The organism is Sulfurospirillum tamanense, assembly GCF_016937535.1.
In the GTDB taxonomy this organism is placed as follows: Bacteria; Campylobacterota; Campylobacteria; order Campylobacterales; family Campylobacteraceae; genus Sulfurospirillum_B; species Sulfurospirillum_B tamanense.
The window spans coordinates 42873-63273 of sequence record NZ_JAFHKK010000009.1; the positions used below are offsets into that span (position 1 = coordinate 42873).

19 protein-coding genes are annotated in these 20401 nt (G+C 47.1%); 2 read left to right on the forward strand and 17 right to left on the reverse strand.

The annotated features are described in order from the left end of the window. Window positions 1-67: 67 nt before the first annotated feature. A complete protein-coding gene (locus JWV37_RS05595) occupies window positions 68-682 on the reverse strand; it encodes a cache domain-containing protein (RefSeq protein WP_205458793.1) in 615 nt (204 codons plus the stop codon). A 229-nt stretch (window positions 683-911) separates the two neighbouring features. Here JWV37_RS05595 and JWV37_RS05600 point away from each other — a divergent pair, with 229 nt between their 5' ends. Then, window positions 912-2090 carry an EAL domain-containing protein gene (locus JWV37_RS05600; RefSeq protein WP_205458794.1) on the forward strand — a complete coding sequence of 393 codons (1179 nt, stop codon included), beginning with the start codon at window positions 912-914 and terminating at the stop codon, window positions 2088-2090. Here the strand turns inward: JWV37_RS05600 and JWV37_RS05605 are convergent. The 10 genes from JWV37_RS05605 to hemB all read right to left on the reverse strand — a co-directional run bounded on the left by JWV37_RS05605 (window position 2087) and on the right by hemB (window position 10905). Continuing rightward, window positions 2087-3193, reverse strand: a complete 1107-nt coding sequence (locus tag JWV37_RS05605) for a nitrous oxide reductase accessory protein NosL (RefSeq protein WP_240332048.1) — start codon at window positions 3191-3193, stop codon at window positions 2087-2089. The genes JWV37_RS05600 and JWV37_RS05605 overlap by 4 nt on opposite strands. Before the next feature lie 81 nt (window positions 3194-3274). Continuing rightward, window positions 3275-3787: a protoporphyrinogen oxidase HemJ gene (gene hemJ, locus JWV37_RS05610; protein WP_205458795.1), complete on the reverse strand. Its 513-nt coding sequence runs from the start codon at window positions 3785-3787 to the stop codon at window positions 3275-3277. 91 nt (window positions 3788-3878) lie between these two features. Then, on the reverse strand, window positions 3879-4130 hold the full coding sequence (locus JWV37_RS05615) for a type II toxin-antitoxin system Phd/YefM family antitoxin (protein WP_205458796.1): 252 nt from the start codon (window positions 4128-4130) through the stop codon (window positions 3879-3881). Window positions 4131-4238: 108 nt separating this feature from the next. Then, window positions 4239-4778 carry a hypothetical protein gene (locus JWV37_RS05620; protein WP_205458797.1) on the reverse strand — a complete coding sequence of 180 codons (540 nt, stop codon included), beginning with the start codon at window positions 4776-4778 and terminating at the stop codon, window positions 4239-4241. Then, a complete protein-coding gene (locus JWV37_RS05625) occupies window positions 4771-5802 on the reverse strand; it encodes an AAA family ATPase (protein WP_205458798.1) in 1032 nt (343 codons plus the stop codon). The genes JWV37_RS05620 and JWV37_RS05625 overlap by 8 nt, the downstream gene beginning before the upstream one ends. Before the next feature lie 31 nt (window positions 5803-5833). Beyond that, complete coding sequence (locus JWV37_RS05630) at window positions 5834-7120, reverse strand: (Fe-S)-binding protein (RefSeq protein WP_205458799.1); 1287 nt, start codon at window positions 7118-7120, stop codon at window positions 5834-5836. Between the two features lie 2 nt (window positions 7121-7122). Next, window positions 7123-8490 carry an oxygen-independent coproporphyrinogen III oxidase gene (hemN, locus tag JWV37_RS05635; RefSeq protein WP_205458800.1) on the reverse strand — a complete coding sequence of 456 codons (1368 nt, stop codon included), beginning with the start codon at window positions 8488-8490 and terminating at the stop codon, window positions 7123-7125. Next, entirely contained in the window at window positions 8487-8981 is a 495-nt protein-coding gene (locus JWV37_RS05640) for a DUF2603 domain-containing protein (RefSeq protein ID WP_205458801.1), read from the reverse strand. Before JWV37_RS05640 ends, hemN begins: the two co-directional genes overlap by 4 nt. A gap of 3 nt (window positions 8982-8984) precedes the next feature. Beyond that, on the reverse strand, window positions 8985-9911 hold the full coding sequence (gene argF / locus JWV37_RS05645; protein ID WP_205458802.1) for an ornithine carbamoyltransferase: 927 nt from the start codon (window positions 9909-9911) through the stop codon (window positions 8985-8987). 22 nt (window positions 9912-9933) lie between these two features. Beyond that, complete coding sequence (hemB, locus tag JWV37_RS05650) at window positions 9934-10905, reverse strand: porphobilinogen synthase (protein WP_205458803.1); 972 nt, start codon at window positions 10903-10905, stop codon at window positions 9934-9936. A 118-nt stretch (window positions 10906-11023) separates the two neighbouring features. Between hemB and ribA the strand changes: the two genes are divergently transcribed. Next, window positions 11024-11587: a GTP cyclohydrolase II gene (ribA, locus tag JWV37_RS05655; protein ID WP_205458804.1), complete on the forward strand. Its 564-nt coding sequence runs from the start codon at window positions 11024-11026 to the stop codon at window positions 11585-11587. Here ribA and JWV37_RS05660 read toward each other — a convergent pair. From JWV37_RS05660 to JWV37_RS05685, 6 genes are all read right to left on the reverse strand, one after another. Further along, on the reverse strand, window positions 11584-12444 hold the full coding sequence (locus tag JWV37_RS05660; RefSeq protein WP_205458805.1) for a universal stress protein: 861 nt from the start codon (window positions 12442-12444) through the stop codon (window positions 11584-11586). The two genes, ribA and JWV37_RS05660, sit on opposite strands and share 4 nt — an antisense overlap. Further along, window positions 12444-13937: a SulP family inorganic anion transporter gene (locus JWV37_RS05665; protein ID WP_205458806.1), complete on the reverse strand. Its 1494-nt coding sequence runs from the start codon at window positions 13935-13937 to the stop codon at window positions 12444-12446. Before JWV37_RS05665 ends, JWV37_RS05660 begins: the two co-directional genes overlap by 1 nt. 40 nt (window positions 13938-13977) lie before the next feature. Continuing rightward, entirely contained in the window at window positions 13978-15384 is a 1407-nt protein-coding gene (locus JWV37_RS05670; RefSeq protein ID WP_205458807.1) for an efflux transporter outer membrane subunit, read from the reverse strand. Further along, complete coding sequence (locus tag JWV37_RS05675; protein ID WP_205458808.1) at window positions 15371-18505, reverse strand: efflux RND transporter permease subunit; 3135 nt, start codon at window positions 18503-18505, stop codon at window positions 15371-15373. The genes JWV37_RS05670 and JWV37_RS05675 overlap by 14 nt, the downstream gene beginning before the upstream one ends. 9 nt (window positions 18506-18514) lie before the next feature. Next, window positions 18515-19609, reverse strand: a complete 1095-nt coding sequence (locus JWV37_RS05680; protein ID WP_205458809.1) for an efflux RND transporter periplasmic adaptor subunit — start codon at window positions 19607-19609, stop codon at window positions 18515-18517. Window positions 19610-19688: 79 nt separating this feature from the next. Further along, window positions 19689-20309, reverse strand: coding sequence for a TetR/AcrR family transcriptional regulator (locus JWV37_RS05685; RefSeq protein ID WP_205458810.1), 621 nt, complete (start codon window positions 20307-20309; stop codon window positions 19689-19691). Between the last annotated feature and the right edge of the window lie 92 nt (window positions 20310-20401).

A 20401-nucleotide genomic window follows, 5' to 3' on the forward strand; every position in this document is an offset into this window, starting at 1 on the left:
TTCCTTGGATGTATCGATGGCGTTTTTGACAGTAGCGTGGATTTTTTCGATAAACCGATTAACACTTTTACCCGCGCGCCCGAGTTTGCATGGCACCTATCACTGCATCAATACCATCCACATAAACCCCCGTCCCAATAATCCAATCCCACCCTGGATGTACGATAACATAAGAAAGTTTTGGCTGTGGGTCTTCGTAGCCTGGTTTTGCCCACTGGTATTCCACCACACCGCCTGCGACACTGGCTTTGGTCACTTGCACCATTTCCATAAACAACGCTTTACCCGCTGGGTCTTTGATGTTGCGCAAATCTGCACCATTAAGTTTTGGATTAATGGGGTGCATCACCATTTTTGGCGAACTGTCATTAACCCAAAAATACCCCTCATCGTTAAGGTCAAATCGCATGGTTTTTAGTGCATTTAGCGCTGCATTTTTAGCGTTTTCTTCACCCATTTCTTGGCGTTGCTTGTAGTAATGCTCCACCAAATCATAAGCAATCTGAACACTATTCTCCAAATCTCGTGCGATTTTTTGAATCAGGTCTTCTCGGTATTGTGCTTCAAAATCCTGAGAAAGACGCTGCATTCCGTGAAAACCAACGGCGCTAAAAATAACAGCAATCCCAATCATAGGCGGAATGAGCAAGAAGAAGATTTTAGTACTGATGAATTTAAACATGAGCGCTCCAGTGGGGTTTTGTGATGATTTTAAGCCCAGAGGGATTAAAACTCTATTAAAAAATGTACAAATTAACCATTGTGTGGCGAAATAATCCTAAACGAAACGTTAAGTGACACTCTTTGAAGCCCCTTCCACACCTTTACATGTAAAGGTGTAGCCTAGGCGTACATAAAGGTTTTTTTGATACGATTGTGCCATAAAAATATTTAGGGTTTCAGGACACTGGATGCAGATAACCACTTTGGTTCATAACTATGGCTTCACCGAAGAAGATGCCTTTAAATTACGTGAAATTCGTCCGCTGCTTGTGCTAGAAATCGACCGTTTTATCCAAGAGTTTTATCTCTTTGTTTTTCGTTTTGAACATGCCAAAAAGTTTATTCAGTCTCCTGAAGCTCAAGCCAAGCACCAACAAGAGGTCACCAAATGGTTCAAGAGTCTTTTTGGTGGTGCTTATGGAAAATTTTATATCTTAAAGCTAAAACGCATCAGCGAAGCGCATGTGAACATTGGACTGCCTGCACACTACGTCAATGCTGCCTTTAGCTTTGTGCGACGCTTTATCAAAGAAGTTTTGATTGACAACGGTCGGCTTTGTGCCCTAGGTGCGGTGGATAAAATCATCGACATCAACCTCGACGTACTGACCATTAGCTACCAAGAAGAAGAGCAATCCAAGCTCATCCACGAAGTGGTTTTTTTGCGCAAATCCATCAAGGCGTCTGCCATCACGCCCTACGCCCAGCCCATTTACAACAGCCGAAGCCTTTTGCCTGAAAAAAACGAATGCCTCATGCGCCTCATTGACCCCCTAAATAAAGAAGTTCATTCGATTCTGCCTTATCTTGAAACATCCAAAAAGGTCAAGCTCTACCGCGCGCTCATGCAACAAATGGTGCAAAAATCATTTGCTTTTTTCTCCACCAAAGCGGTGGATTTTAGCCTCAACTTAAGCTATGAGGACATCACGGATGAACCCTTTGTGGCAGAACTTTTTAGCTACATTGATGGCCACATGGCGCCAAAGCATATTATTTTTGAAATCGTAGAGAGCGATTTTATTCAGGATTTTGCTGTAGTGGACTCTTTTGCCAAAAAGATTCGCGCTAAAGGGTGCAAGTTGGCGATTGATGATTTTGGCAGTGGGTTTTCTAGTATGCACCATGTTTTGGCGCTCAAACCCGAATACATAAAGATTGATGGTTCGCTCATCAAACACCTTGACACCTCTTCCCAGTCGCGCACGGTCGTGAGAAACATCGTCAACATGGCGCAAGAACTCGGCGCAAAAACCATCGCCGAGTACATTCACAACGAAGCCATTTTGCGTCAAGCGCAAGCGTTGGGAGTGGACTACTTGCAAGGGTTTCACCTCGCCAAACCTGCTCCTCTAGAGAACGCCTAGTCTAGGCTTTGCACTAACGCCAACGTTATCTCCTCAAACCGCACCACTTGCTTGCCGCGGTGGTCTTTTAAAAACCCCTCAGCTTGGCTTTTGGTGCGAAAAGGGATGAGTTCATGTCCCATAGGGCCGTACATGGTACTGCCTACCACATAAAAGGCTTCGCGGCCATCGAGGGCTTCGAGGGTGTAGTAGTCGGTCACTTTGATGGCAGGGTTTTGCATGGGGGCATGGGCGTATTTTTGAGGGTCGAAATAGAACTTCATCATGTCTTTTACCCCATCAAAATAGTGCGTATGGGCCTCGTCTTTGAGCATAGCAGCCCATTTGGGGTACTTGGCCACAAACATCCCGCACACAGGACACTTGGCATCTTCAGGGACGTCAATCTGCGCCACATGGGTATGTTCAAACCGTTTGACTTCCCACAAGTACAATGCCACAGGCTGCAAGTCGCCCTCGCCTTCTAGGTTTTGGCACAACCCTTTGCCTACAATGTCAGCCTTGAGTTCGCTAATGGTGTTGTAATGCATGGGGTCAATCTCTTGGCACTTGAGCTCATAGACCTTTTTTCCCTTGGGGTAAACCATGTTTTTCTTGCGGTTGTCGGTCATGGCAAGGTCTTTTTCCAAATCCTCAAGGGCGCGGGCAAAGGCTTTTTCAAAGTCTGTTAACTCCCCGCCATACTGGGCTTGAAACGCTTTTGCCGCCGCCTCGGTGCTAAAGGCGTATTTGCTCACCATGGTCATGGTGCCAGGAGCCTTGGAGCCTAGCACATAAAAGGCCTCATGCACATCAATAAGCACGTCTGTATCGACCGCCACCACGAGCATTTGCCCTAAGCGCTCTTTGATGGCTGGCATATCTACCGCCAAACAGCGCATGGAGCAGTACTGTTTTTTCGTGCCATCGGTGAGCTTAACGGCGTGATTGGTCTTGTAAAACAGGGGGAGCTTCATGCCACAGATGGGGCACCACTCTTTTTGCGGCCCCTCTTGAATCAGTTGCGGCGCGTTGTTGGTCGCTTGTTTACTAAACTCCATAGCGCCAACGCCAAAAGTAAAACACAACACCAGTGCTGCCATCCAAATCCCAAAGCGTTTCATTTGTCTGCCTTTTTGTGAAAATTTTAAGAAAAGCATACACTAGAAGTGTTAAAGCAGTGTTAGAACCCTTACATGTAAGGACTACTTTTTGCCTTTGGCGTTTAAAATGAAGTAGATGATAACCCCAAACACCCCAAGCACTCCGACAGAGAAAAGCAGTGGCGTACTTTTGAGAATGACATAGGTCACGATGAGAATGGAAAGGGCGGTGGGGACTTCGTTGTACGCGCGGAAAAATTTACCGCTTTTGGTACACGTGCCTTTGGCCAGTTGCTTGCGGTAGTGTTCCAAAGAAAAAGAGTACGCCATCAGCACTACCACCACCGTGAGCTTGGCATGCATCCACCCGCCACCACTCATCACCGAGGGATTTAAGGCTATCATAGCTAGACCACTTAAGACCGTCGCCCACAACGCAGGCAAACCGATGTATTTGTACAGCTTAAACTCCTGAATCTCCACCACCTGCGTGAACTCTTTTTTCTCCCTGTGCTCCACATGGTACACAAACAAACGGGGCAGGTAAAACAACATCGCCATCCACGACATAAAAGACATCACATGAAACACCAAAATCCACAAATAGTAGTCCATCATCGCTCCTTGGTAAAATGGAGCGATTGTACCTCAAAAGGGTAAATCAAAAGGCAATTTGGGGCGGGCGAACACAGGAGAAAAGGCTTAACTACAAGTCGCTGAGGTTTACTTTGCGTGGCATAAATACCTCATCCCTTCTCTCTCCCACTTCTTTCAGAAGAAGATAATCATCAAGCATTTCCATCATTTTTTCATAAGTTTTAGAAGGCACCAAGTAGGCACTTGCCACGTTGTGGTTCAAAATCGCCACGACTTCATCACCCGCCTGCTCTAAAACTTGCGTGGGAGATTTTTTGAGTTCTGTGATGCTTGCGGTAAAACGAGACAAAATAGGTTGCATTTTAAATACCTTTTTTAGTGCTCGCCCCAAAGATGGTTTTATTGCTGGCAAAGACGCATATAGAATATTTTCATAATTATCTAGTTGTGCTAATTGGCAAAAAATGAACTATAAACAATTCAAGACTTGCTTTGTCTTTTTCTGAAACTGTTTCGTAAAAAACGCGACATTGTTGGTAAAAACTTCCTTTACAATATTTTGCTCTTTATATTGTTTTAAATCAAATTGTATAGCACCTTTTGCCACGCCACATTTATATCTATCCCTAGGTTCAACACAGTCTTTGTAACATACGCAGTAAATAAAATTGTAATTGTTTTTTTGTATATTTAAAGTACTCAAGAGTCCATCTAATTCTCTTTTGCCTTCTTCTAATTTTTCTTTAATTTCAGTATTGCCTATATCGGATGGTTTTTGATTCTTAAATTCAATGCAATAAATGTCACTGTCCTTGACATAAAGCGCATCAAAGGATTTTGGTCGCATGTTCGAATTAGGGTATTTTTCCTCAATAATCCTATCATAATCAATAACTTCTTGACGCTCGTCAGCACACAAAGAAATACTATGAGCATCATCAAAGCTCGTTTTCCTAAAAGTGCTCTGAAATGAAGAGTAACTTCGAATAAATACGCTAATATCAGCCATGTAACAAATTCTCACTATCCATTTCATCAAATGTATCAAAAGGTTCAGAAAGTTTTTTAAAAATCTCAGAGAGTGTTTGACTATTGCTTTCATCAACCTGTTTAATTTTCCCATCTTGGGCAATATAAAAATTTGAATCAATTTTTTCTAATTCGCCGTATCTTTGTAGGGCCTCTACCATATAAGGACTGTGAGAATTGACCAAAACTTTTACTTTATTTTTTACCAAGCCAACAATGACTCTAGCCATAGCGAGTTGCCATTTTGGGTGCAAGTGAACTTCTGGCTCATCCAAGATAAGGCACACTTTTGGATTCAGAAAACGATTTTCATTTAGCAACTGCAATAGGCCAAAAGATTTAATACCAAAAGCTGTATTAGCCATTTCCATTTTTAGGGCTTTAGCGACAAAGTATTTATAAAAAAAGAACTTCCCGCCTTCTAATTTAAATTCTCCGCCTATAGTTTTTTGAATTTCTTCTTGGATTTTTCTTTGTTTTTTAACTCTGGGATAGGGGTTTGGTTTGGAAATTTTATCAAATAAATCCCATATCACATAAGGATAAGTTATATCAAAATCAAGCGCATAATCAAATTTTTGCCTTTCTTTCATTTTCCCAATGCTATTAAAAAAATCGACCATATCAAAAACGATAGGAGATTGAACAATCGTTGCATCAAAAAAACGCTTTCCTTCATTCTTTCCTCTTCTAAATTCTTTTACAAAATTTTTATCGACAATATGAGCATAGGCTACCTCTTTTTGATGGTCGTCCACTAAGGAAATTGTTCCATCAAGGGAAACATTACCATCAAAAACCAAATTAAGCCTTGTTGCAAGTATCTCTTTTTCTTTTTGTTGTAGGTTTTTATTACGTGCAATGTTGTCGGATTTGACAAGGCAAAACAAAGCCTTACCCAATGTACTTTTCCCTGTATCATTTTCACCCGCTATAACAGTAAGTCCGTTTATTTTAACACTTGCTTCTTCTACTAGTCCAATATTTCTAAGCTGAAGTTTCATTTCTTTGCCTTTTTTACTAAACAATTGTTAATCATAACACATTTGTCGACTTCACATTCTCTTCCCTAAGTGCGCTAGCGATGAGTTCGATGGGGTTTTTGAAGACCACGTCGGACTTGGCATGGTAAAGAGCGTCGCCTAGTTGCATGCGACACGCACTGCATTCTGCGCTTACGACCTTGGCGCCTGTGGCGTTTATCATGGTGGCTTTGGGCTCGCCTGCGGCTTTGGCGAAGCGGTAGTTTTCTAACTGCATGGTCACGCCGCCAAATCCACAGCAACGGTTGGGGTCGCTCATCTCGCGCATCACGAAGTTTTGGGCGATGAGCGCGCGGGGTTCTTTCCAAACCCCTTGCATTTTGCGGGCGTGGCAAGGGTCATGGTAGGTTACCACCTCGGAGCGTTTGGCTTTGCGCGCAAGCAGGTCTTTGAGGTTTGTTTTTTTCTCCAAATAATCCGTCGCCATGTAAATCATCGGGCGGATGGCCTCGGCTCTGGCTTTCCACTCGGGCTGGTCGTGGAAAAAGTGCACGTAGTCTTCTTTGATCATGGCGCTACAGGTGGCTTCGGGGATGATGATGGCCTCTAGCGTCTCTTTGAAACTCTCGATGTATTCGATGTTAAACTTCCCAAGGGCGTCCACACTGGCAAAATCCCCCGTAAAATACGAAGGTGCCCCACAGCATTTTTGCTGCTTGATGAGGTACACATCAATCTCCAACGCCTTCAATATCTCTAGTAGTGCCTTGCCGATGTCCGTGTACATGTAGTTGGCCAAACAGCCGATAAACACGCCTACTTTGCCCTTACCACCGTTGATGATGACTTCAGGATGAGAGTTTAAAAAGCTTTTTTTCGCCAAACTTGGAAGCAAACGGTCGAGTTTCACGATGGGGAAGTCGCGCAAACTCATGGAGCGTTTTTCGGGGTGGAGTTTGAACCCGCACGTTTGAAACACATACCCAAACCTCGCCAAGATGTCCATGATACCCCGATTGCGCAAGAGGAAAAACGCCAAGCGTTTGTACCACGCAATGCCGTATTTTTGGGCGATGTCGTAGCGGGCTTGCTCGATGACCATGTCCACTTTGAGGCTATTGGGACACACATCCACGCAGTTGGTGCACAAAAAACAGCTCTCAAAAATCTTCTTGGCCGTGCGGTCAAGCTCTAGTTTTCCTTTTTGATACGCGCCCAAAAGATGCAAAAACCCTCTAGGACTGGTGGTTTCGTCGGGGTTGACTTGGTGGATGGTACACACAGGGATACACTTGCCGCATTTCACGCACGCATCTGAGGTGACATTAAAAGCAAACATGGTTACACCGTCTTACTAAAGCGACGTTGGGATTCAGGAATCTTCCCAAGGTACGCATCAAAAGGCATACAGATATTGCGGATGAGCATGGTGCCCGTGGGGCTTACATGTAAGGCTTCTTTGCTCACGCTCACAAGTCCTGCGTCCACAAACTCTTGCAAGGCTTCAATGGCGTCTTTAAAGTACGCAAAAAAATCGATGCCAAAGCGCGTTTCGATGGCCGTGATATTCAGCTTAAAATTGCTCATCATCTCCATGATGACCGCCTTGCGAAGCACGTCATCCTCACTCAACACGAGTCCTCGGTGCACAGGCAATTGCCCCGCGTCAAGGGCGGCTTCGTAGGCTTTCATGTCCTTGAAGTTTTGCACGTAGTGGCGCTCGCCTTCCCCGATGCTCGTAAGCCCCACGCCGACCAAATCCGCGCCACCTTTGGTGGTGTAGCCTTGGAAATTGCGGTGCAATTCGCCTTTTTCGATGGCCTTAAAAAGCTCATCTTCAGGCTTAGCAAAGTGGTCCATGCCTATCATCTTGTAGCCGTTGCGTTGCAAAAAGTCAATGGTGTACTGCAAGATGGCCAGTTTCACACTGGGGTGCGGTAAGGTGGTTTCGTCGAACTTGCGCATGGTTTTTTTCATCCACGGCACATGGGCGTAGTTAAAGATAGCAAAGCGGTCAGGACTGAGCGTCAGGGCGAGCTCTAGGGTCTCTTTAAAGGTCTCTAGGGTTTGGTAAGGAAGCCCGTAAATGAGGTCCATGTTTACCGAAGTGATGCCCGCAGCCCGTGCCAAATCCACCGCGCGTTTGGTCACTTCGTAAGGCTGAATGCGGTGAATCTCTTTTTGCACCACCGCGTTAAAATCTTGCACCCCGTAACTCACGCGGTTAAATCCGTTACCCACCAGTACGTCTAATTGTTCGCTGGTTAAAAAGCGCGGGTCTATCTCACAGCTCACCTCCGCCTCAGGGTCAAAGTGTGGGAAAAAACGGCGGATAAGCGCGATGATGCGCCCCAGTTGCTCGGCGTTAAAATAGGTCGGCGTACCGCCCCCAAAGTGCAGTTGCAACACTTGACGTGACATGTCCAAATGTTCACTTAAAAGGGTTAGCTCTTTTTCAAGGTAACCGATGTAGCGCTCTTTTTTCTCCTCTTTGCTCGTAAACTCCACGTTACAGCCGCAAAAATAGCAAGCACTCCGACAAAAGGGCAAGTGAAAATACAACGAGAGTTTTTTAGAACGATCCTGCGCTTGTAAAATACCCTCGTAGTCTTTACATGTAAAGCCCTCGTGAAACTCTGGCGCTGTGGGGTAGCTCGTGTAGCGCGGCCCCGGTCTTGAATACTTGGTAAAGGTGTCAAAATCAATCATGCGTGGCCTTGGCTAGCGTTCATAAAATCTTTTAGGTTTACAAACAAACTGGGGTGTTGTTTTTTGATATTTCCCACCAGTCTGTCGAGGTCTACGTTAATGGCCTTGGTGTCTTTAGACTGACTTGCAAGGGCGCGAATCTCATCCATCGCCACCGTCCACACGTCGTGAAAATCCACAGGGATGTGTTGCCAAATGGTCTTTTCAAGCTTGAGGTTAAAGTTTTCTTGCTGGGTGCGGCGCAAGCCTTCCACCATCCGTGTCAACGACTCGATAGACACAAGGGTGTAGAGCTTTTGCTTGTTATCGATGGCAAACCACGGCTCCGCCCCCTCCCAACTGCCGCTTTTGAGCTTCAGGGTTTTTTGGTTTGGGTCATCGGTCTCTACAATCTCAAATACCGTTTTTTCGCCATTACCGTCCATGCCGATGCGTTTGGCGATGGCTTCGATGGCTTCATGCAAGGGAAGGTTTTTCTTTGTTTCACTCATGGATTACTCCTTTTTCTGGCGATCCAACCACACCATGATGCCCTTTTGGGCATGCAAGCGGTTTTCCGCCTCATCAAAAATCTCATCAGCGTGGGCTTCAAACACCGCTTCGCTTACCTCATAGTCGCGGTACGCGGGCAAGCAGTGCAAGAACATCGCGCCCGCTTTGGCACGCGCCATCATCGCATCATCGACCATGAACCCTTGGAAATCCCGCAAGCGTTTCTCTTTTTCGGCTTCTTGCCCCATGGAAACCCACGTGTCTGTGGTCACCACATCCGCGCCTTCTACGGCTTTGTTGGGGTCATTCATCAGCTCAATCACCGCGCCACTTTGGGCTGCAAAGACTAGCGCATCTTGGGTGACTTGGGCATCAGGTTCGTAGCCCTTAGGGGTAGCCACACGCAGGGTAAAGCCCAGCTTGGAAGCGAGCATCATCCACGAATGGACGATGTTGTTGCCATCTCCTACGTACGCGACCACGGGGTTTTCTACCCTAGAGTACTCTTGCATGGTGAGGTAATCTGCCATGATTTGCACAGGATGGTACATGTCGCTAAGGCCGCTAATGACAGGGGCGTTAGAGTAGCGCGCAAACTCTTCAAGGGTGCTTTGAGAAAAGGTACGAATCATCACCAAGTCGACCATGCGCCCGATGACGCGCGCCGTGTCTTTCATGGGTTCCCCGCGTCCAAGTTGCAAGTCATTGGCCGAGAGAAAGAGTCCCTTGCCTCCAAGTTGGTGGATGCCCACTTCAAAACTCACACGGGTTCGTGTGGAGCTTTTTTCAAAAATCATCCCCAAAACCTGCCCGTTAAGATAAGGCTCATGGTGGCCTGCCTTGGTTTGGGCTTTAATCTCTTCCGCGAGACTTAACATCTCTAAAATTTCGTCTTTGGTAAAATCTTTTAACGTCAAAAAATGTCTCATGGTTTATCCTTACATGTAAAGGTTATGGGCGCAACAATGCCGCTACTTCTTTGGCGTGGTAGGTGATAATCATGTCTGCTCCCGCGCGCTTGAAACCCAGCATGGTCTCCATCATCACACGGTCGTAGTCGATGACCCCTGCTTTGGCCGCGGCTTTGAGCATGGCGTATTCGCCACTGACATTATACACGCACAGAGGCAACGACGTGGCGTTTTTCACTTCGCGAATGATGTCAAGGTACGCTAGTGCGGGCTTGACCATGAGCACATCCGCCCCTTGTAGCTCATCTTCCACCGACTCGGCCACCGCTTCACGGCGGTTCGCAGGGTCCATCTGATAACTGCGACGATCCCCAAAACTAGGCGCAGACTCGGCCACGTCGCGAAACGGCCCGTAGTAGGCACTGGCAAATTTGGTCGAGTAACTCATGAGCGGTAAGTTCTCAAACCCTGCCCCATCAAGGGCATCGCGCAGCATGGCAATGGTGCCGTCCATCATCCCGCTAGGGGCGAGCATGTCCACGCCAGCGCGGGCATGAATGAGGGCTTGCTGGGCTAAAATCTCCAAGGTCGCATCGTTGTCCACGCTCTCGCGCTTGACGTCCAAGATGCCGCAATGCCCGTGGTCGGTGTACTCGCAAAAGCACAAATCGGTGATAACAAACAACGACGGACACGCCGCCTTGATAGCGCGCACTGCCTTGGCCATGATGCCATGTTCGCACAGCGCGTCGCTCCCGATGCTGTCTTTGGTGCTAGGAATCCCAAAGAGCATAATGCTTTTAATGCCAAGGGCTTCAAGCCCCTTGCACTCTTCTAGCACCACGTCTAGGCTCATCTGAAACACGCCGGGCATGGAAGCCACTTCGGTTTTAATGCCTTCGCCTTCGCGGACAAAAAGCGGGTAGATTAAATCATCGCAACTTAGCTTTGTCTCTTGCACCATCGCACGTGAGGCTGGGTGGAGCCGTAAGCGCCTAAATCTTTTAAACATACTCTGTCCTTTGGTTTGATACAATGCGCCATTTGCAACACGGTTGCACGTTAGGCCTTTACAAGTAAAGCGCAAAAATGAAAAAGTATTAGTCTAGCACACAGGGAGTTAATAAAAGATGAATATTGAGATTTCCGAAGTTGCCAATCTCCCCTCACGTTTTGGCACCTTTAAAATTCAAACCTTCAAAGAAGGCCCTAAAGAACATCTTGTCATTTTCAAAGAACCTTTAAGCGCTGAACCCGTGGTGCGCATTCACAGCGAATGCCTCACAGGAGATGCCATTGGGAGTTTAAAATGCGATTGCCGGGACCAACTTGAAGCTTCGTTAGCATGCATTGAAAAAGAAGGAGGGATGGTCATTTACCTGCGTCAAGAAGGGCGCAACATCGGCCTTTTAAACAAGGTCAACGCCTACGCCCTCCAAGACAAGGGATTTGACACGGTAGAGGCTAACCACCAACTGGGCTTTGAGGCGGATGAGCGCACCTACGAAGTGGTGGAAACCATCCTAAAACACTTTAACATCACAGCCATTCAACTGCTCACCAACAACCCTAAAAAGCTTCAAGGGCTGAAAAATATCACCATCACCAAGCGCCTACCCATCATCATCCTCTCCAACCCCCACAACAAGGGCTATTTGAAGGTCAAACAAGAACAGATGGGCCACTTGCTTTAGCGCAAGAGCAATAAGGGCACGCCCGCTCTTGCAATCATCTTGGCCGTAAAACTGCCAAAGAGTTTATCGCGCAACCGGTTATGACTAAAAGCACCCATGGCGATAAGCTCCATGTTTTCTTTAGCCTGATACCCCAACAAACTCTCCACCGCTTCACCCTCAAGTGCCACAAAGTGCACTTTCCCTTCGACACCCGCCATTAAAGGCTTGGCGCTCTCTAGGGTCTCTTGAGCTTTTTTAATGCTACTCTCCACACACACAATGTGCCGTTCCACGGCTTTGAGCAACGGGGTTTGGGCAACGGTTTCAAGGGCTTTTTTAGCACTTTTAGACCCATCATAAGCAATCATCACTTTACGCGGTTCTTTAAAGGGCGCATTGACAAGCAAAATCGGTACATGTAAAGAGCGAATCACCTCTTCTACTTGCTCACCCACGACCCGTTCTTGCCCCTCGTGGTCTTGACCGCTGAGGCCTAAAATAAGCATGCGCGTTTGGGCTTCTAGGTCTTGAACGTTTTCATAGAGGCTTCCGTGGCGTTGCAACGAGGCCACCTCAACACCTTCTTCAACGCCTTCCTTTAGGCGTTCAAGCATTTCTCTGCCAAAATCTATCATGACCTTGCTTTTGGCGCGCTCTTCTTCGACGAGGGCGTCCAAAAGGTCATCACGCCCGCCCAGGGTGATGTTTCCTGAAAGGTCTGTATTTCCCCCTGTTTTTGGGTTTTCAATGGTGTTAAACAAGGTCAACGGAGTTTGGGTTGTTTTGGCAAACAGTACGCCAAAATCCCGTACGGCTTCGCTGTAAGTTGAGCCGTCTACGCAGGCTAAAATGGTTTGTTTAAATGCTAGTGGCATTAATGGCCTCCCATGATTTTTTCAATTTCTTCGGGCTTATCGTGTACGCCAAAACGGTCAATGATGGTACGCGTAGCATCGTTTTGCCCAACCAATTCTACCCTAGCTCCCTCACGGCGAAACTTAATGACCGCTTTATCCAGCGCATACACTGCTGAAACATCCCAAAAGTGAGCGCTTGAGAGGTCGATGATGACCGTATCGACCACTTCTTTAAAGTCAAAGGTAGCGTAAAATTTGTCCGCGGAATTAAAAAAGACTTGGCCTATTACGGTGTACGTACGCGTGTTGGTTGCTTCATCATAGGCATTTTCCACGTACATAAAGTGGCTGATTTTGTTGGCAAAAAAGAGCGAAGCTAGTAGCACTCCCACAAGCACACCGTACGCAAGGTTGTGGCTCCACACCACCACGACCACGGTTGCTACCATGACGATAGAGGTAGAAACAGGAAGGGTTTTAAGCTGCTTAATAGAGCCCCAATCAAAGGTACCAATGGCAACCATGATCATAATCGCCACCAATGCTGCCATAGGAATGATGGAAACATACTCACTCAAAAACACCACCATCAAGAGCAAAAACACGCCCGACATCAGGGTCGAAAGGCGCCCACGTCCGCCTGATTTGATGTTGATGATAGACTGGCCAATCATCGCACATCCTGCCATCCCGCCCATAAAACCTGTAGCGACGTTAGCAAGACCTTGGGCTTTACATTCGCGGTTTTTGTCACTTTTGCTATCAGTCAAATCATCCACGATGGTTGCGGTCATTAAAGATTCAAGCAACCCTACCACGGTAAGAGAAAGGGCGTAAGGGAAGATGATAGCCAAAGTTTCAAAGTTCAAAGGAATCTGAGGAATCAAAAACACAGGTAAGGTATCAGGTAACGCGCCCATGTCGCCCACGGTGCGCACATCAAGCCCAAGGAGTATCACTGCAACACTTAACACAACAATAGTCACCAAAGGCGAAGGAATCAACTTGCCGATTTTTGGCACGTAGGGGAAAAGATAGATGATACCAAGTCCTACCAAGGTAAGTGCATACACGTGCCACGTGACATTGGTAAGCTCAGGAAGTTGTGCAAGGAAGATGAGAATCGCCAAGGCATTCACAAAGCCAATCACCACCGCGCGAGGCACAAAGCTCATGAGTTGCCCCAGTTTTAAATACCCTGCGACTAATTGCAACACGCCCGTGAGCACCGTGGCGGCCAGAAGGTATTCAAGACCATGGTCGCGCACAAGGGTAACCATCAACAACGCCATCGCGCCTGTTGCCGCAGAAATCATCGCAGGACGCCCGCCCGCAATAGCGGTCACTACAGCGATACAAAATGAAGCGTATAACCCAACTTTGGGGTCAACCCCCGCAATAATCGAAAAGGCAATGGCTTCAGGAATAAGCGCAAGCGCCACTACTAGACCCGCTAGTACGTCGCCTTTGATATTCCCTAGCCACTCTTTTTTTGTCGATAAAAACAGCATAACTCCCCTTTACATGTAATAAAAAAAAGGGGGATTATACTTAATTATTGCTTAATTTAAGGTTATCTTCCAGATTCCACCCGCCGCCTAGGGCTTTGATGAGAGAAATGTCGCCGCTTAGGACGGCTTGTTGCGCTTGCACAACGCCCAGTTGCGCTTCGAGTAAACTGCGTGTCGCATCCAGCACACTGAGGTAGTCTGAGACTCCTTTTTCATAGCGCAGTGTACTTAGTTCCAACAGACGCGCCTGAATGGTCTCTTGGGTTTTGAGGTACTCTCTGGAAGCCGCAAGACTTTGGCGCGCACTTAGTGCTTCGTGTACTTCGTTAAACGCACGGTACACGCTTTGCTCATAGGCCAAGCGGGCCAACTCTTGCGCCGCCTTTGCTTGCTCAACACCCGCTGCAACACGCCCAAAATCAAACAAAGGCGCTACCAAAGAACCCCCAAGACTCCATGTGTTGGCCGAAGAGCGCACCAAGTTGCCAAGGGCCGCACTCTCGTATCCCAAAGCACCCGAGAGGCTAATGGAAGGAAAATGGGCGGCTTTTGCCACGTGGATGTCGGCATTGGAGGCCCGCAAGGCATACAGTGCCGCTTGGATGTCAGGGCGCTGTTCTAAAAGCGAGGAAGGAAGCCCCTCAGGCACCGTGATAGAGTCTGGCAAACTCGCGCGCTCCAACACAACCTCTTCGCCAAAAAGCTTGTCTGGCGCAGTACCCAGCAGTACATGTAAAGCACTTTTTTGGCGCACAAGCGCGTTTTCAATACTCTCCAAAGTAGATTTTGCTTGGGTTACTAGCGCCTCATTAGCAAGCACTTCATACTCTGAAACCACGCCATAGCGTAGCTTTTTACGCATGATATCCAAGGCCTCTTCACGCAAAGCCACCGTACGCGCAGCAATCTCTTTTTGTTCATTAAGTGCCACTACTGCAAAATAACTGTCCACTACCGACGCCACAAGCCCCAACCGTACCGCATCTTGGCTTGCTTTAGAAGCCAAAAGAGACTGGGTTGCGGAACGGTCGGCCATTTTAAGCTTTCCCCATAGGTCTAATTCGTAACCAAGAACGGCACTTAACGCATACGCATTCCCCCTTGCTTGCGGTGCACCTGAGGCTGTTTCGCCACTGGTTTGCTGACGACCCGCTGAGGCTGTGCCGCTGAGGCTTGGATAACGTTGCGCCTGAGCACCACTAAGGTAAGCGCTCGCTAGCGCCACATTTGCAGCAGCTGTTTGTAAATCGTGATTGTAAAGGAGGGCTTCTTCCACAAGCCCATTAAGCCGCACATCCCCATAAGCCTCCCACCACTGCGATGAAACAGATTCTTTTTCTTCCCCTTGGACTGTCGCAACAGCCAAAGGCACAGGACCTGAAAGCTGGGCGCAACCGCTTAAAAAAAGAAGGGTTGTTGCCCCTATTAAAAAACTATGCCACTTCATGTTTGTCTCCTTTTTTTGCGGTAAATCGCTCATTAAGTTTTGCCAACCAGCTGTAAAAGAGCGGGATAAAGAAAAGAGCGACCGTCGTTGCCAAAATCATCCCGCCAATGACCCCTGTTCCGATGGCATGGCGACTCGCCGCGCCTGCGCCCGTACTTATGGCCAACGGCACAACTCCAATAGTAAAGGCCAAAGAGGTCATGACAATGGGTCTAAAGCGTAGTTTTGCAGCCTCTAGGGTCGCCTCGTAAATACTTTTTCCTTTTTCTTGAGCCTGCATCGCAAACTCTACAATCAAAATGGCATTTTTAGCCGAAAGGCCCATCAAGACCAAAAGACCAATCTGGAAATAAATGTCGTTATCTAGCCCACGAAGATACACTGCAGCAATCGCCCCAAGCACGGCAAAAGGGACCGAACTTACGACCGCTAAAGGCATGAGCCAGCGCTCATACTGCGCCGCTAAAATCAAAAAGATAAACACGGCACCAAACAAAAAGGCCAATGAACCTGTGCCTTCCATCTCTTTTTCTTGGTACGATGTCCCAATCCATCCCACCGTGTAACCCTCCGGCAAAACCTCTTTGGTCACTGCTTCAATGGCATGTAACGCGTCCCCCGAAGTAAACCCAGGTGCAGGGTCGCCCATCATTTTAGCCGCAGGAAAGGCGTTAAACCGCTCGACCACATCTGGCCCAATAATACGCTCATAACTTACAAGAGCGCCCAATGGGATGAGCTCGCCTCCAGAGGCGCGCACAAAGACATTGGATAAATCTTCTGGGCTTTCACGGTACGAAGCCTCCGATTGAAGGTTGACTTTATAGGTACGTCCAAAAAGATTGAAATCATTCACATAATACGCGCCAAACGTGGCCTGCAACGCGGCGTACACATCGCCAATTGCCACGCCAAGGGCCTTCGCCTTTTGGCGGTCCAATTCAATGTGATACTGAGGCACTGAAATATCAAACGTCGTACGTACCTGCTGAAGTTCAGGGCGTTGATTAGCTTTAGCTGCAACCGCTTGGGCGATGTCACTGAGCTCTTTCAAAGAAGCACCCGTTCGGTCTTGAATATACATTTCAAAACCACCACCCAAGCTTAGCCCATTAATAGGAGGAGGATTAAGGGCAAAGTTGATAGCATCGGGGATTTGGCTCATTTGCCCATTAAGTTGTCCGCTGATAGCACTTGAAGACTGGTGTGCTAAAGGGCGCTTTGACCAATCTTGGAGATTAATAAAGGTGGTCGCCGCACTGGTTTTGGGTGTGCCACTTAAAATATCGAATCCTGCAATAGAAATAGCGTATTGGATATTTTCATTGCTTACAGCAATTTTAGAAATTTCGTCGCGCACAGCTTCGGTTCGATTTAAAGAAGCAGCTGGAGGCAAAGAGGTAACCGCTAGTAAAAACCCCTTGTCTTCCATGGGCACAAGTCCTGTGGGAACTTTTGTGAACAAATGGTACATCGTCCCCATAAGTGCAGCGATAATCACAAGACTGATGATGCCATGACGCACCACCCAACCCACGCCACCCGTAAACCAACGGGTAGAAGCATCAAAAAGTTGGTTAAATTTTCTAATAAACCAAAAAGGTTTAGGTTGGTCTTTTTTCAAAAAGACCGCGCACAGTGCGGGTGTGAGTGTGAGTGCCACCATGCCTGAAATAATTACCGAAATAACAATCGTCACCGCAAACTGTTGGTACATCTGTCCCGTAAATCCACCCATGAAAGCAACAGGTGTAAACACGGCACTAAGCACCAACACAATCGCAACCAATGGCCCTGTGATTTCTTGCATGGCTTGAACTGTTGCCTCCTTGACACTCAGTTCAGGATGGGCGTGCAAAATCCGCTCCACGTTTTCGATGACAATAATCGCATCATCCACCACGATACCAATAGCTAACACGAGGCCAAAGAGGGTCAAAAGGTTGATGGAAAAACCGAGCATATACATGCCCGCAAACGCCCCAATAATGGAAACAGGAATGGCTAAAATAGGGATAATGGTTGCACGAATATTTCCTAAAAACAGATAGACGATACCCACAACAAGCACCAAAGCTTCTAGAAAAGTAATGATGACTTCTTGGACAGATATTTCCACAAATTTGGTCGTGTCGTAAGGAACAACATAAGTCATTTGTTCAGGGAAGTTTTGAGAAATGCGCTCCATTGCTGCATCCACAAGCTTGGCGGTTTCAAGCGCATTGGCTCCTGATTGGAGATAAATACCAATAGGCACCATGGGCTGTCCATTGAGCGTAGAGCTTACATCATAAGACTCAGATCCTAATTCAATGCGAGCAATGTCGCTAAGGAGGAGCGACGAACCATCGCTGTTGGTGCGAATAATAATGCTACCAAATCCCGCAGCATCATCAAAACGCCCTTGGGTTGAGACAGTATAGGTAAAAGCTTCTTTGCCTGCGATTGGCATCTGATTGAACCTGCCTGCGGCAAATTGGGCGTTTTGCTCCCTAATGGCCCCAATAACATCTGAAGGCGTTAGGTTAAATTGGGAGAGTTTGTCAGGTTGCATCCAAATACGCATAGAATAATCTTGGACACCAAAAAAGGAAGCATCCCCCACCCCTTTGACGCGCTTAAGCTCGTCAATCACGTTAATCAAAGCGTAGTTTGCCATAGTCACCGTGTCAAAGGCTTCATCTTCCGCCAAAATAGCGATGACCTTTAAAATGGCTGAAGAGCGCTTGCGAACGGTTACACCACGGTTTTGCACCTCTGCTGGCAACGAAGAGAGGGCTGCTTGGACGCGGTTATTGACATTGATGGTTGCTTGGTCGGCGTCAGTACCAATCTCAAAATAGACATTGAGGTTCATTTGCCCGCTAGAAGAAGCGGTGGAGGTCATGTAAATCATGTCTTCCACCCCATTAATTTGCTGTTCAATCTGCGCTGCCACCGTTTTGGCAATCGTTTCAGCGTTTGCACCCGCATACGTCGCGCTCACAGTCACTTGGGGTGGAACCACCTCGGGGTACTCTTCCACCGGCAAAATCCGCATGGACATGAGTCCAGCGATGATTACCACAATGGAAAGCACCGTCGCAAAAATAGGCCGATTGATAAAAAATTTGGAAAACATGCCAGACCCTTACGGATTTTCAACGCGCACAGGGGCGTTGGGACGAAGCTTGGTAAGGCTATTGAGGATAAGCTCTTCACCGCCTTTAAGGCCTGATTGGATGATAAACATCCCTTCCCTAGGCTCATCAATCACAACGGGTACTTTTTGAACCTTTCCCTCTTGATGCACATACACAAACGAGCCAGTAGCATCTTGCATAAGCGCACTTTGAGGAATGGCTATGCTGTTGCGCGCCACCAAACCCTCCAAACGAACCCGTGTAAACAATCCTGGCATTAAGATGTTCTCAGGGTTTTCAAAGGTAGCACGGGCCTGGATGGTGGAAGTTGCAGGATTAATAGTGGCATCCATATAGGTAATTTCGCCTTTATTTTCAAGGGGGTTTCCCCCCATTAAAAGACGCACATCAGCACCCTTAAACGCCTCTTTATGCTTTAAAATATCACGATCTGGCAAAGAAAAAGCCACATGAACAGGATCTACTTGCGTAATGCTTACAAGCTTGGTGCTTGAAGAGGTGATGTAGTTCCCCTCATCTAGCAAAGCTAGGCCTGCTACTCCTGAACTAGGAGCGTAAATCTTGGTATACTCTAAATCAATTTTGGCAAGGTCGCGGGTCGCCTTAGCTGCTTCAAAAGAAGCCTTTGCTGCGTCGTAGGTTTTAAGCGCATTGTCGTACACTTGCTGGCTTAACGCGTTCGCCTCGTACAACGCTTGCGTGCGCTCCCAGTCCCGCTTTGCTGCTTTAAGAGCCGCTTCTTGAACACCCAAAGAAGCCACGGCCTGATTGTAAGTGGCTTGGTATTTGGCAGGATCGATTTCGTAAAGCAAATCACCTTTTTGCACCACTTGGCCTTCTTTAAAATGTTTTGCCATAAGCTGGCCTGGCACCCTAGCTACAACGTCTACGTATTGAACACTGTGAACTTTGGCGGGGTATTCGTAGCTTAGAGGAATATCCGCAGGCTGAACAACAAGGGTTTTTACTACAGGTGCGGGTCTAGCAGGTGGCGTTGCTTGGCTGGTCTCTTCCCCTAAACACCCTGTTAAAAAGAGCACTAGCGCTACGCTACACACACTTTGTATTAGCCGATTTTGCATTGTTATCTCCGATTTTGTAATTTTTATTACATTAAAAAGCCAGCGATTATACTCTGGTATTTTTAATATGTCAACCTTACTAGAGCCCCTTGCAGAAAATCCCCACCAATTGGGTCAAAGCGCGTGCTTTTGCTTCGGGCGAAATGTCAATCTCTACCCCCAAAACCCGCCGAAATAAAAAGGGGTCTTTAAGGGCGTGCAAAAATTGGTGGCTTGCTAAATTGGTATCTTGGACACGAATCTTACCTTGCGCCTTGGCCGCATCAAGGCGCAAGGTAATCAATGTTGCGATTTTGTCGCCAGCATGGTCTAAAAACAATTTGCCAAGCTTTCCATTGTCACGATGTCCTTCGCTAATAATCAAACGGTGAAACAACACCGCATCTTGCGTGCTCACTAAGTCTAAAAATTCACTACCAACAGCCATCAAAAAGCCGCTTAAGTCCTCTTCTCCCAAGGCTATTTTTTGTTCTATCCCTTCAAAAATGAGCGCCATTTTGTATTCAAGCACCGCAGCAAAAAGCCCCTCTTTGTTTCCAAAAATCTTATACACTGTTGAGAGCGAGCCACCTGAGCGTTGGATGATTTGATTCATACCCGCTTTTTCAAAACCCTCTTCCAAAAAAACCTCTCCGGCGGCTTCTAAGAGTTTCTTGTATCGGACCATGCCTTTGGGCGTTAGACTGGTTGATGTTTCCATGGGTGTTTCTCCTCTTGTTGCATGTTCTGCCATTTTACTCACTCCCCCCTTGAATTACAAGTAAAGTTCGCTTTTACTGTAGATTTGCTACA

Coding starts and splice junctions, on each gene's coding strand:
- JWV37_RS05595 (WP_205458793.1), bottom strand. CDS start 682: ATGTTTAAATTCATCAGTACTAAAATCTTCTTCTTGCTCATTCCGCCT.
- JWV37_RS05600 (WP_205458794.1), top strand. CDS start 912: ATGCAGATAACCACTTTGGTTCATAACTATGGCTTCACCGAAGAAGAT.
- JWV37_RS05605 (WP_240332048.1), bottom strand. CDS start 3,193: ATGAAACGCTTTGGGATTTGGATGGCAGCACTGGTGTTGTGTTTTACT.
- hemJ (WP_205458795.1), bottom strand. CDS start 3,787: ATGGACTACTATTTGTGGATTTTGGTGTTTCATGTGATGTCTTTTATG.
- JWV37_RS05615 (WP_205458796.1), bottom strand. CDS start 4,130: ATGCAACCTATTTTGTCTCGTTTTACCGCAAGCATCACAGAACTCAAA.
- JWV37_RS05620 (WP_205458797.1), bottom strand. CDS start 4,778: ATGGCTGATATTAGCGTATTTATTCGAAGTTACTCTTCATTTCAGAGC.
- JWV37_RS05625 (WP_205458798.1), bottom strand. CDS start 5,802: ATGAAACTTCAGCTTAGAAATATTGGACTAGTAGAAGAAGCAAGTGTT.
- JWV37_RS05630 (WP_205458799.1), bottom strand. CDS start 7,120: ATGTTTGCTTTTAATGTCACCTCAGATGCGTGCGTGAAATGCGGCAAG.
- hemN (WP_205458800.1), bottom strand. CDS start 8,490: ATGATTGATTTTGACACCTTTACCAAGTATTCAAGACCGGGGCCGCGC.
- JWV37_RS05640 (WP_205458801.1), bottom strand. CDS start 8,981: ATGAGTGAAACAAAGAAAAACCTTCCCTTGCATGAAGCCATCGAAGCC.
- argF (WP_205458802.1), bottom strand. CDS start 9,911: ATGAGACATTTTTTGACGTTAAAAGATTTTACCAAAGACGAAATTTTA.
- hemB (WP_205458803.1), bottom strand. CDS start 10,905: ATGTTTAAAAGATTTAGGCGCTTACGGCTCCACCCAGCCTCACGTGCG.
- ribA (WP_205458804.1), top strand. CDS start 11,024: ATGAATATTGAGATTTCCGAAGTTGCCAATCTCCCCTCACGTTTTGGC.
- JWV37_RS05660 (WP_205458805.1), bottom strand. CDS start 12,444: ATGCCACTAGCATTTAAACAAACCATTTTAGCCTGCGTAGACGGCTCA.
- JWV37_RS05665 (WP_205458806.1), bottom strand. CDS start 13,937: ATGCTGTTTTTATCGACAAAAAAAGAGTGGCTAGGGAATATCAAAGGC.
- JWV37_RS05670 (WP_205458807.1), bottom strand. CDS start 15,384: ATGAAGTGGCATAGTTTTTTAATAGGGGCAACAACCCTTCTTTTTTTA.
- JWV37_RS05675 (WP_205458808.1), bottom strand. CDS start 18,505: ATGTTTTCCAAATTTTTTATCAATCGGCCTATTTTTGCGACGGTGCTT.
- JWV37_RS05680 (WP_205458809.1), bottom strand. CDS start 19,609: ATGCAAAATCGGCTAATACAAAGTGTGTGTAGCGTAGCGCTAGTGCTC.
- JWV37_RS05685 (WP_205458810.1), bottom strand. CDS start 20,309: ATGGAAACATCAACCAGTCTAACGCCCAAAGGCATGGTCCGATACAAG.